General features: G+C 69.0%; 9 protein-coding genes. 4 read left to right on the top strand and 5 right to left on the bottom strand.

All coding sequences use genetic code 11. The annotated features are described in order from the left end of the window. Positions 1–42 precede the first annotated feature (42 nt). Positions 43–1,251: a fatty acid desaturase gene (locus JGR64_RS13120; RefSeq protein WP_199373960.1), complete on the top strand. Its 1,209-nt coding sequence runs from the start codon at positions 43–45 to the stop codon at positions 1,249–1,251. Between the two features lie 467 nt (positions 1,252–1,718). Beyond that, positions 1,719–2,000, top strand: a complete 282-nt coding sequence (locus tag JGR64_RS13115; protein ID WP_199373958.1) for a hypothetical protein — start codon at positions 1,719–1,721, stop codon at positions 1,998–2,000. 90 nt (positions 2,001–2,090) lie between these two features. Here the strand turns inward: JGR64_RS13115 and JGR64_RS13110 are convergent, their stop codons facing one another. Both JGR64_RS13110 and JGR64_RS13105 read right to left on the bottom strand, forming a co-directional pair. After that, positions 2,091–3,782: an MFS transporter gene (locus tag JGR64_RS13110; RefSeq protein WP_199373957.1), complete on the bottom strand. Its 1,692-nt coding sequence runs from the start codon at positions 3,780–3,782 to the stop codon at positions 2,091–2,093. A gap of 11 nt (positions 3,783–3,793) precedes the next feature. Beyond that, positions 3,794–5,101 (bottom strand): DcaP family trimeric outer membrane transporter, encoded by a 1,308-nt coding sequence (locus JGR64_RS13105; RefSeq protein WP_233348210.1) that lies wholly within the window; start codon positions 5,099–5,101, stop codon positions 3,794–3,796. A 301-nt stretch (positions 5,102–5,402) separates the two neighbouring features. On the opposite strand from JGR64_RS13105, the gene acs reads away from it, so the two are divergent. Together acs and JGR64_RS13095 are read left to right on the top strand one after the other, a co-directional pair. Then, on the top strand, positions 5,403–7,355 hold the full coding sequence (gene acs / locus JGR64_RS13100) for an acetate--CoA ligase (protein ID WP_199373956.1): 1,953 nt from the start codon (positions 5,403–5,405) through the stop codon (positions 7,353–7,355). Between the two features lie 46 nt (positions 7,356–7,401). Beyond that, the gene (locus tag JGR64_RS13095) at positions 7,402–8,073 is read left to right on the top strand and encodes a response regulator transcription factor (RefSeq protein WP_199373955.1); all 672 of its coding nucleotides are present in this window, start codon (positions 7,402–7,404) and stop codon (positions 8,071–8,073) included. Positions 8,074–8,106: 33 nt separating this feature from the next. Here JGR64_RS13095 and JGR64_RS13090 read toward each other — a convergent pair whose 3' ends face one another. From JGR64_RS13090 to rpmB, 3 genes are all read right to left on the bottom strand, one after another. After that, on the bottom strand, positions 8,107–11,565 hold the full coding sequence (locus tag JGR64_RS13090; protein WP_199373954.1) for a PAS domain-containing hybrid sensor histidine kinase/response regulator: 3,459 nt from the start codon (positions 11,563–11,565) through the stop codon (positions 8,107–8,109). Between the two features lie 129 nt (positions 11,566–11,694). After that, complete coding sequence (gene rpmG / locus JGR64_RS13085) at positions 11,695–11,859, bottom strand: 50S ribosomal protein L33 (protein ID WP_078757955.1); 165 nt, start codon at positions 11,857–11,859, stop codon at positions 11,695–11,697. 13 nt (positions 11,860–11,872) lie between these two features. Then, on the bottom strand, positions 11,873–12,109 hold the full coding sequence (rpmB, locus tag JGR64_RS13080) for a 50S ribosomal protein L28 (protein WP_182824244.1): 237 nt from the start codon (positions 12,107–12,109) through the stop codon (positions 11,873–11,875). Between the last annotated feature and the right edge of the window lie 76 nt (positions 12,110–12,185).

The following is a 12,185-nucleotide window of genomic DNA, read 5'->3' as shown; positions in this document are numbered from 1 at the left end:
CCCGCATGATGGCCCGTGTATACCCCCATGATGATCCACGCCATGCCTGCTTCCCTGCTCGACTTCCTTGCCGGCGGACTTGTCCAGTCCGGCTTCTGGGGCCTCGCCCTGTACATGCTCGTCTGCACGCAGCTGACGATCTTCGCGGTGACCCTGTTCCTGCATCGCAGCCAGACCCATCGCGGCGTGGACTTCCATCCCGTGGTCAACCACTTCTTCCGTTTCTGGACCTGGCTCACCACGTCCATGATCACCAAGGAGTGGGTGGCCATCCATCGCAAGCACCACGCCAAGTGCGAGACCGAGGAAGACCCGCACAGCCCGATGCACAAGGGCATCAAGGAGGTGTTCTGGAAGGGTGCCGAGCTCTACCGTGAGGCGCGTACGCATCGCGCCGACATGGAGCAGTACGGCCGCGGCACGCCTGATGACTGGCTCGAGCGCACGCTCTACACCCCGCACGCCACCATGGGCCCGGTGCTGCTGCTGGCCATCAATGCCACCCTGTTCGGCGCCGCCGGCGTCGCCATCTGGGCCATCCAGATGCTGTGGATCCCGTTCTGGGCGGCCGGCGTGGTCAACGGCCTCGGCCACTGGTGGGGCTATCGCAACTTCGAGACCACCGACACCGCCACCAACCTCTCGCCTTGGGGCGTGTGGATCGGCGGCGAGGAGCTGCACAACAACCACCACGCGTTCCCGAGCTCGGCCAAGTTCGCACTGCGCCGCTGGGAAGTGGATATCGGCTGGATCGCGATCAAGTCGCTGGAGAAGGTCGGCCTGGCCAAGGTGCTGCGCGTGGCACCGTCGCTCGACGTGCGCCCCAACATCAACGTGCCCGACACCGACACCCTGAAGGCCCTGCTCGCGCTGCGCTTCCAGGCCATGACCGACTACCAGCATCACGTGCTGGCCCCGGCGCTGCGCGAGGAGGCCCGCGCGGCCGGTGCGCGGCTGCGCGCGCTGCTGCCGCGCAAGCTGCGCAAGGGCCTGGTCGATGACGGCCGCTGGCTGGACAGCGATGCCCGCGAGCAGTTGCGCCATTGGGTGGCCGAGCGCCCGCGCATCAGCACCCTGGTCGAATACCGAGCGCGCCTCGCCGCCCTCCTCGAGCAGCGTGGCCACGACGCGGCGGAGTCGCTGGCCAGCCTGCAGTCCTGGTGCCGCGAAGCCGAAGCCAGCGGCGTCCGCGCGCTGCAGGAGTACTCGGCGCGCCTGAAGGGCTACGCGCTGCAGCCGACGCGCGCCTGAGCACGCCCCCGGCCATGGCCGATCGCGCTCGCGCAAGCAACAAGCCCGGCCGGCGACGGCCGGGTTTTTTCATGGCTCAGCTGCAGGTTGCTGCATCTTTGCAAAGCGGTGATCTCGAGGGCCCTGCGGTGGCCGTGAGGCCTTCGCGGCTCATGTCCCCCGGCATCCGCCTGGCGGCGGATGCCTCCTCCTTTACTTCCCCGCGAAGGCCTCACGGCCACTTCGGGGCTCTGTGCGGGCTGCCAGTAGCGACACCATGGGCGGGATTGCGGGCTGTGGCTTTGCTCCTGGAACCACCGCGTAGTGCGGCGGACCGGGTGCCAAGGCCGTTGAGGGGGAAGTCAAGGAGGAGGCGATGGCCGCAGGCCATTGCCGGGGGACATGAGCCCTCAAGGGCCTTGGTATCCGGCGCAGGTTGGGTGCTCTGCGCGCTTGCGGCACTGGCTGCGTGGGCGCCGCCGCCGGCGATGGCGCAGGTGACCGCCACCAACGAATACCTGGCGCGCATGGATACCGATGCCAACGGGCGCGTTTCGCTTGCCGAGTACCAGGCGTGGATGAGCTATGGCTTCGACGGCATGGACCGCGACGGCGACGGCGTGCTTTCGGCGGCCGAGCTGCCTGGCGGAAAGGGCAAGCCGGTGCTGCGCACCGAATACCTGGCGCGCATCGCGTCGACCTTCAACCGCCAGGACGTCGATCGCAACGGCAGCCTCGACGCGCGCGAGCTGGCGGCGCCCCCGCAGTAGGGCGGCACCGCGGAGGTCCCGCGTCCGCAACCGCACACCAGAAACGACAACGCCGGCACTGGGCCGGCGTTGTCGCGGAGCGTGATGCGCTTACTTGTGCTGGTCGGTGTAGGTGTCTTCCCGGGTGATGTCGAGCTTGTAGGTCTCACGCAGGAACAGCGAGCCGATCACGAACGTCATCAGCGCGATCACGATCGGGTACCAGAGCCCGTAGTAGATGTTGCCGGTCGCGGCCACCAGGGCGAAGGCGATGGTGGGCAGGAAGCCGCCGAACCAGCCGTTGCCGATGTGGTACGGCAGCGACATCGAGGTGTAGCGGATCTGGGTCGGGAACAGCTCGACCAGCCATGCCGCGATCGGACCGTAGACCATGGTCACGTAGATCACCAGGATGCTCAGCAGCAGCAGCACCATCGGCTTGTTGATCCGCGCCGGGTCCGCCGCACCGGGATAACCGGCTTCGGTCAGCGCACCGGTGAGCCCGGTGTTGAAGGTCGCGGTGCTGGCCTTGAACTCTTCGCCGGCAAGCCCGGTGCCCTCGAAGCCGTCGATCGGCGTATCACCGATCATCACGCGGGCGACGGTGCCCGGCGCGGCCTCCTGCACGCTGTACGGCACGCCCGCCTTGGCCAGGGCCGCGGTGGCGATGTCGCAGGAGCTGGTGAATTTCTTCTTGCCGACCGGGTCGAACTGGAAGTTGCAGGTGGCGGGATCGGCAATCACGACCGCGGGTGACTCCGAGCTGGCTTCCTCGACGGCCGGGTTCGCGTAGTGGGTGATGCCCTTGAAGATCGGGAAGTACGTCAGCGCCGCGATCAGGCAGCCCGCCATGATGATCGGCTTGCGGCCGATCTTGTCCGACAGCCAGCCGAAGAAGATGAAGAATGGCGTGCCGATGGCGAGCGCACCTGCGATCAGCAGCCAGGTCGTGGTGCTGTCGACCTTCAGCGACTGGGTGAGGAAGTACATCGCGTAGAACTGGCCGGCGTACCAGACCACCGCCTGGCCGGCGGTTGCGCCGAGCAGGGCGAGCAGCACGATCCTGCCGTTCTTGCTGAAGAAGCTCTCGGTGATCGGCGCCTTGGACGCCTTGCCGCTCTCCTTCATCTCCTTGAACAGCGGCGACTCGGACAGCTGCATGCGGATCCACACCGAGATGCCCAGCAGCACGATCGACAGCAGGAACGGCAGGCGCCAGGCCCAGTCGTTGAACGCTTCGACGCCGAAGTACTCGCGCACGCCCAGGATCACCATCAACGACAGGAACAGGCCGATCGTGGCGGTGGTCTGGATGAAGCTCGTGTACAGGCCGCGCTTGCCGTTCGGGGCGTGCTCGGCCACGTAGGTCGCCGCGCCACCGTACTCGCCGCCGAGCGCCAGGCCCTGCAGCATGCGCAGCGCGATCAGGATGATCGGTGCCGCGATGCCGATGCTGTCGTAGCTTGGCAGCAGGCCGACGAAGAACGTCGACAGGCCCATGATCACGATCGTCACCAGGAACGTGAACTTGCGCCCGATCATGTCGCCGACGCGGCCGAACACGATCGCGCCGAACGGGCGCACCGCGAAGCCGGCGGCGAACGCCAGCAGCGCGAAGATGAAGCCGGTGGTCTCGTTGACGCCGCTGAAGAACTGCGCGGCGATCACCACCGCGAGCGATCCGTACAGGTAGAAGTCGTACCACTCGAACACGGTGCCCAGGCTGGAGGCGAAGATGACCTTCTTGTGGCCTGCGGTCAGCGGCTTGCCGTCCGGCAAGGTGGTTGCGGTTGTCGTCGACATCGTGGTGTCCCTCAGAAGGTGTACTTGATGTGGGTGTGCAGGCGGGTCAGGTCACCCTCGCGGTCGTCCTCGAGGAAGCGCTGGCCGAAGATCAGCTCCGCACCGACGTCGAGCTTCGGGAACGGCGAATAGATCAGGTTGGCGTGGAACGAGTGCGCGGCTTCGGTGACACCGAAGCCGGTGATGGCCTTGTCGTTGTCGAACTCGGCGCGCGAGTACATGAGGTTGCTGCGCAGCTTGGGCGTGTACGCATGGCGCCAGGCCACGAACGCGCCGTAGCCGTCGAGTGCGTCGAGGTCGCCGCTGGCGTCGACCACCACGTCGCTGCCGAGGCCGAACGCCAGGTAGCGGCCGATGCCGGAGCCGGCGTTGACGGCGTAACGGATGTCGTCGCTGGGGCCCATGTTGAAGCGGCCGGACACGCTGACGGCCGCGCCGGTCGCGGTTTCATCCAGCCACTTGAACTGGCGCAGCAGGCCGGCAACGCTGAAATGGCCCCAGTCGCCCTTGGTGGTCCAGCGCGCGGTGAGGTCGGGGAGCACGTTGTCGCCGGTGTTGAAGCGCGCGCCGGCGTTGAGGTACGGCGTGACCGTGGTCTGCGGGTTCTCGATCGATACCGACCACGGTCCCTTGGTGTAGCGCAGCTGCGCCTGGCGCACGAAGATCGTGCCGTCGGTGGGGCCGACGAAGTCGACCGCCTCCGGCAGCGCGGCCACGTCCATGAAGTTGGACCAGGTCTGGCCGGCCAGCCACTCGTTCCAGCTCACATAGGCATGGCGCAGCGCCACGCCGTAGGTGTTGGTGGCGGTCTCGTTGCCGAGCAGGGCATTGCTGCCGCCGCCGAACATGTCGGCCTCGATGTAGGCCTTGACCTTCTGGCCGCCCTCGGTGACGTGGTCGGCGCTGAACCAGAAGCGCGAGAACTGCGCGTGCTGGTCGGTGTAGACGTCGCCGCCATCGGCACCCGGGCCGCCCACCGGGATCGCGGATGGCAGGTAGAACAGCCGTCCCGCGGAACCGTCTGCGATGCGGCCGTCGCTGGTGTCGGTGACCATGGTGTCGAACTTGATGTTGCCGCCGTACGAGAACGTGGTCCCCGGGTTGGCGGCGGTCATGATCGGCGTGCTCTGGATGCGCGGCTTGCCGTCGACCGGCGGCGTGCCCGCCTGGGCGCTGCGTACCTCGGTCACCTCGGCACGCGTCTCGGCCACCGTGGTCGCGGTCTGCTGCTGCTGCGACAGCAGCTGTTCGACCATGCGTTCGAGCTGGGCGACGCGCGCCTCGAGCTCCTGTTCCTTCGCGGTTTGCGCGAACGCCATTCCCGGCGCCAGCAGTGCGACCAGGACCGCTGTCGCGAGCACGCGCCGAGGCGCTTTCGCAACAGGCCCCGGCCTGTCCAACAAGGTCCCACGTGGGACAGGCATTGCGGTCATGTTCCCCTCCGGAATTGACGCAGCACGGATTTGCCGCCGAGTGGGCGGTCGCCCGCAGACTGCGCGACCCCTTGCGGGCCGCCTATTCGCCATTGGTCGAATACGGGGCGTGGCGCGACGAAGGTCTAAGGCCACGTGCGTTGCGATGCGGCACACTTGTGGTTCGACGTTCCACCGGTGAGCCGACATGACCGACCCGCAGACCGTGTATCCCGTGCCCGACGCCTTCGCTGCCGGTGCCAATGTCACCCGCGCCGACTACGCGCGCGACTACGCCGAGTCGATCCGCGACCCGGACGCGTTCTGGGCGCGCATCGCCACCCGCCTGGACTGGATGAAGGCGCCCACCGAGATCCGCGACGTCAGCTTCGACCGCGACGACCTGCACATCCGCTGGTTCGGCGACGGCGAACTCAACGCCAGCGTCAATTGCCTGGACCGGCACCTCGCTACCCGAGGCGACAAGACCGCATTGATCTTCGAGCCGGATTCGCCGGATGGCGACGTGCAGCGGGTGAGCTACCGCGAGCTGCATGCGCGCGTGTGCCGGCTGGCAAATGCGCTGCGCAACCTCGGCATCGCCAAGGGCGACCGAATCACCATCTACCTGCCGATGATCGTCGAGGCCGCGGTAGCCATGCTCGCCTGCGCGCGCATCGGCGCGGTGCACACGGTGGTGTTCGGCGGCTTCTCGCCGAACTCGATCGCCGACCGCATCGGCAACTGCGGCTCCAGGCTCGTGATCACCGCGGATGAAGGCCGCCGCGGCGGCAAGACCGTGCCGCTCAAGGCGAATGTCGATGCCGCGCTGAAGATGCCCGGCACCACCACCATTGAGACCGTGCTGGTGGTGCGACACACCGGCGGTGCGGTGGACATGCAGATGCCGCGCGACCGCTGGTACGACGCCGTGGTCGACAGCCAGCCCGACACCTGCGAGCCGGAGCGCATGAACGCGGAAGACCCGCTGTTCATCCTCTACACCTCCGGTTCCACCGGCAAGCCCAAGGGCGTGCTGCACACCACCGGCGGCTACCTGCTGTTCGCGGCCTACACCCACGAGTGCGTGTTCGACCTCAAGGAGAGCGACGTGTACTGGTGCACGGCCGACGTCGGCTGGGTCACCGGCCACAGCTACATCGTCTACGGCCCGCTCGCCAACGGCGCCACCTCGCTCATCTTCGAGGGCATCCCCAGCTACCCGGACGCCTCGCGCTTCTGGCAGGTCATCGACAAGCACAAGGTCACGATCTTCTACACCGCGCCGACCGCGATCCGCGCGCTGATGCGCGAGGGCGACGAACCCGTCAAGCGCACGTCGCGCGCATCGCTGCGCCTGCTGGGCAGCGTCGGCGAGCCGATCAATCCGGAGGCCTGGCGCTGGTACAACGACGTGGTCGGCGACGGCCGTTGCCCGATCGTCGACACCTGGTGGCAGACCGAGACCGGCGGGATCATGATCTCGCCGCTGCCCGGCGCCATCGACGCCAAGCCCGGTGCCGCCACGCAGCCGTTCTTCGGCGTGCGCCCGGCGCTGGTGGATCCCGCCGGCGAGATCATCGAAGGCGAAGGCGAGGGCAACCTGGTCATCCTGGATTCGTGGCCGGGCCAGATGCGCACCGTGTACGGCGACCACCAGCGCTTCATCGAGACCTACTTCAGCACCTATCCCGGCACCTACTTCACCGGTGACGGCTGCCGCCGCGACGCCGACGGCGACTACTGGATCACCGGTCGCGTCGACGACGTGATCAACGTCAGCGGCCACCGCATCGGCACCGCCGAGGTCGAAAGCGCGCTGGTGCTGCACCCCAAGGTCGCGGAGGCCGCGGTGGTCGGCTTCCCGCACGACATCAAGGGCCAGGGCATCTACGCCTACGTGACCCTGGTGGCGGGCGAGGTGGAGAGCGACGCGCTGCTGAAGGAGCTGGTGGCGCACGTGCGCCGCGAGATCGGGCCGATCGCCTCGCCCGACTTCCTGCAGTGGGCCACCGCGCTGCCCAAGACGCGCTCCGGCAAGATCATGCGCCGCATCCTGCGCAAGATCGCCGAAAACGCGCCCGACCAGCTTGGCGACACCAGCACGCTGGCGGACCCTTCGGTCGTCGACGCGCTGCTCGGCAACCGCCGCCAGCCATGACATCAACCCTGCCCACCGCCGCAATGACCGCAGCGCGCCCCGCCACGTGACCACCCTGCTCATTGCCGACGACCACCCGCTGTTCCGCGAGGCGCTGCGCGGCGTCGTGGCGCGCGTGCTGCCCGCGGCCACGCTGCGCGAGGCCGACAGCGTCGACGCGCTGTACGCGATGGTCGAGGCCGAGGCCGACGCCGACCTGCTGCTGCTCGACCTCAACATGCCCGGCGCGCACGGCTTCAGCGCGCTGGTGCATCTGCGCGCGCAGCACCCGGAGCTGCCGATCGTGGTGGTGTCGGCGCGCGAGGAACCAGGGGTGATGCGCCGCGCGCTGGACCATGGCGCGATGGGCTTCATCCCCAAGTCGGCCGATGCCGGCACGCTCGGGCAGGCCATCACCGCCGTGCTCGACGGCGACCGCTGGGCGCCCGCCGCGGCGCGCGCGGCGCCGGCCGCCGGCGCCGATGAACACGACGCCGCCCGCCGCGTCGCCGAGCTCACCCCGCAGCAGTTCCGCGTGCTGCAGATGCTCGGCGCGGGCCTGCTCAACAAGCAGATCGGCTACGAGCTCGGCGTGTCCGAAGCCACGATCAAGGCGCACATGACCGCGATCCTGCGCAAGCTCGGCGCCAGCAACCGCACCCAGGCGGTGCTGGTCGCCGGCAGGCTGGCGTTGGACCCGGGCAGCATCACCCCGCAGCCGGACGAAGCGGGCGACTGATCGCGTCGCGCAGGCGCCACGTGAGAGCGGCGGTCAAGCGTCGGCGCGTCGCTGCTGGCTGCGCTGTGCCGCCAGGAACGCACGCAGCGATGCCGGCTTGATCGGCTTGGTCAGCACCCGGTAGCCGCGTGCGCGCGCGGCGCGCTTCACCTGGTCGCTACCGTCGGCGGTGACCAGCGCGCCGGGCAGGTGCGGCGCGTGTTCGCGCAGCGCATCCAGCGTGTCCAGGCCGTCGAGCCGGTCGTGCAGGTGGTAGTCGACCAGCAGCACGTCCGGTTCGCCGGCCATCTGCGCCAGCGCCTGGTCCACGGTGCCCGCGCGCAGCACGTCGATCTTCCAGCGGCCCAGCAGCACCGCCATGCCGGCGAGGATGTCGGGGTCGTTGTCCACGCACAGCACGCGCAGGCCCGCCAGCGAGTCCGGCAGGCCGCCGCCCTGAAACGTTTCCGGCGTCGGCTCGGCGTGCGCGGCGCGCGGCACGCGGATCGAGAACATGCTGCCGCGGCCGCTCCGCGAGCGCACGTCGAGCTGGTGGTCGAGGACCGCCGAGATGCGCTGGCAGATCGACAACCCCAGCCCCAGGCCCTGCTCGTCCCAGCTGCCGGGGTGCTCGAGGCGGAAGAACTCCTCGAAGATCTGCCGCAGGTGGTAATCCGGGATGCCCGGCCCGGTGTCCCAGACCTGCAGTTCCACCTCGCCGCCACGCGGCCGCGCGGCGAGCACGATGCGGCCTTCGCGCGTGTAGCGCAGCGCGTTGGCCAGGAAGTTCTGCAGCACGCGGCGCAGCAGGCGGCGGTCGCTGCGCACCGGCAGGTGCCCGCCGTGCACGCGCAGGTCGATGCCGCGCGCGGCCGCCAGCGGCGCGTACTGCGCGACCAGCTGCTCCATCAGCTCGGTGGCGTCGAAATCGCCGAGCTGTGGCTGCAGCGCGCCGGCGTCCAGGCGCGAGACGTCGAGCAGGCCTTCCAGCAGTTCCTCGGCGGCGCGCAGCGAGGTGTCGACGCGTTCGGCGAGGTGGCGCTGCTCGGCCACGGTGTCGCTTTCGCGCAGCGCGGAGGCGAACAGGCGCGCGGCGTTGAGCGGCTGCAGCACGTCGTGGCTGACCGCGGCCAGGAACCGCGTGCGCGATGCCTGCGCGGCTTCGGCTTCGCGGGTACGTTCGGCGACGCGCTGCTCGAGCGTCTCGTTGACCTCGCGAAGGGCGCCTTCGACCCGCTTGTACTCGGTGACGTCGCTGTAGCTGGTCACGTAGCCGCCGCCGGGCAGCGGCTGGCCACGCATCTCCACCACCTGGCCCGAGGCGCGCACGCGTTCGAACACGTAGGGCGAGCCGGCGCGCATGTAGTCGACGCGCTTGGCGATCTCCGCTTCCACATCGGGGTTGCCACCGCCGAGCTCGCCGCGCAGCGCGTTGTAGCGGATCAGGTCGGCGACCGGGCGGCCGACGTAGAGCATGCCGTCCGGATAGCCGAACATTTCCAGGTAGCGCCGGTTCCACGACACCAGGCGCATGCCGCGGTCGACCACGCTGACGCCCTGGTCGAGGTTGTCGAGCGTGGCGGACAGGATCGCGCGGTCGAAGCGCAGGTCCTGGCCGGCCTCGTCGAGCACCGCGACCACCTCGGCCACGTCCATGCCCGAGCCCTTGAGCGCGCTGGTCAGCACCAGCCGCGCGGACGACGCACCGATCGCCGCCGCCAGCAGGCGTTCGGTGAACTGCACCCAGCTGCGGTCGGCGGCCGCCGCGGGCTGCAGCTCGCGCGCGCTGGCCAGCGCGTGGTCGTCGAACGCGCGGCGCGCGGTGGCCTCGCCGACGATGCGCCCGGCGAGCGTCAGCAGGTCGCCGACCAGCACGCCGCTGTGCGACACACCGCTGCCCAGCGGCTCGCGCGCGGTGGAGTAGGGGTCCAGGAACGGCGCGGTGCGCAGCCGCTCCTCGAAGCCGGGGCGCCAGCGCGCCGAGACCAGGAACAGCGTGCCGACGTTCACCAGCAGCGACCAGAACGTGCCGTGGGTCAGCGCGTCCCAGCCGGCGAGGCCGAACATCTGCCGCGGGCGCAGCCAGTCGAGGCCGAAGGGCCCGGCGACCAGCCACGTGCTGTCGAACCAGCCGGCGTCGGTCAGGGTCGGCAGCAGCAGGGTGTAGACCCACATGCCGAAGCCGAGCAGCAGCCCCGCCTCCACGCCCTGGCGGCTGGCGCCGCGCCAGTACAGGCCGCCGATCAGCGCCGGCGCGAACTGCGCCACCGCGGCGAACGACATCAGGCCGTAGGCGGCGAGCGTGGTGTCGCTGCCGCTGACGCGGTAATAGCCATAGGCCATCGCGGCAAAGCACACGATCGCCACGCGCCGGATCCACAGCACGGTGGACGCGACGTTGCCGTCGTGGCGCTGCGCCCAGCCGCGCGCCAGCAGCGGCGGCATCACCAGGTCGTTGCTGACCATGGTGGCCAGCGCCACCGAGGCCACGATCACCATGCCGGTCGCCGCCGAAAAGCCGCCGACATAGGCGAACAGCGCCAGCATGTCGTTGCCCTCGGCCAGCGGCAGCGCCAGCACGAAGGTGTCGGGCGCCACCGCGCCGTCGCTGCCGAACATCGCAACGCCGGCGCCGGCGATCGGCAGCACCGCCGCCGACACCAGGATCAGGTAGGTGCCGAACATCCAGCGCGCGCGGCGGATGTCGGCCACGTTCACGCATTCCACCACCGCCACGTGGAACTGCCGCGGCAGGCAGATGATCGCGGTGAACGCGAGCAGGGTCTGGCCGATGAATCCCACCGGCGGCGCGTTGTCGACCAGGGCGCGCGTCGCATCGGCCAGTGGCAGGTCGTTGGCGCCAAGCCAACGCACCGCGAACACGCCGACGAAGATCAGCGCCACCAGCTTGACCATCGACTCCAGCGCGATCGCCAGCATCATGCCCGGGCGGTGCTCGGTGGCGTCCACCTGGCGGGTGCCGTAGAGGATCGCGAACAGCGCCATCAGCACCGCCACGTAGATCGCCGGGTCGCCGATGCGGTCGAGCACGGTGTCGCGGCCGCCGCCCAGCACATGCAGGCTCAGCGTGACCGCCTTGTACTGCAGCGCGAGGTAGGGCACTGCGGCCAGCAGGGCGATCAACGTGACCAGCGCGGCCAGGCGCTGCGAGCGGCCATAGCGCGCGGCGATGAAGTCGGCGATCGACACCGTGCTCTGGGTCTGCGCGATCAGCGCCAGGCGCTCGAGGATGCGCCAGCCGAACAGCAGCATCAGCAGCGGACCGAGGTAGATCGCGAAGTAGCCGATGCCGCTGCGCGCGGCGGTGCCTACCGCGCCGTAGAAGGTCCATGACGAGCAGTACACCGCCAGCGACAGGCTGTAGACCATCGGCCGCAGCCAGTTGCTTCCGGGGCGCAGGTGCACCGGATGGCGGTCGCCCCACCACGCCACAGCGAACAGCAGCGCGGCATAGCCGAGCGACACCAGCAGCAGCATCCAGCCAGGCAGCATCCGCGTCCCCTCAACCCGATGCCGGAGTTTAGGCCCACAACCGGGCGCGCGTGGTGCCGGCTGCTGGCGGGCCTGCCACGAAAAAGCCCGCCTTGCGGCGGGCTTTTCCTGGATCCGGTCGGCGGGACCTTACTTGATCTTGCCTTCCTTGTAGATCACGTGCTTCCGGACGACGGGATCGTACTTCTTGATCTCCATCTTGTTCGGGGTGTTCTTCTTGTTCTTGTCCGTGGTGTAGAAATGCCCGGTGTTGGCCGAGGAAATCAGACGGATCTTGTCGCGCTTGCCTGCCATTGTCGTGTGCTCCTCAGACCTTTTCGCCGCGGGCGCGGAGATCGGACAGGACGACGTCAATGCCGTTCTTGTCGATGGTGCGCATGGCGGCAGCGGAAACGCGCAGCTTCACCCAACGGTTCTCACTGGCGACCCAGAAGCGGCGCTCGTGCAGGTTGGGAAGGAAACGACGACGGGTTTTGTTGTTGGCGTGCGAGACGTTGTTGCCGCTCTGCACGCGCTTGCCGGTCACCTGGCATACACGGGACATTACGCACCTCGATGGTGTTGGTTGCACCCCATGGCCTGGGGAACGGCGGCCCCGGCACACCCCTCAGGGCACGCCA

Source organism: Luteimonas sp. MC1572 (genome assembly GCF_016615815.1).
In the GTDB taxonomy this organism is placed as follows: domain Bacteria; phylum Pseudomonadota; class Gammaproteobacteria; order Xanthomonadales; family Xanthomonadaceae; genus Luteimonas.
The sequence above is the reverse complement of the archived record's forward strand: the minus strand, read 5'-3'. Positions and strand labels throughout refer to the sequence as shown.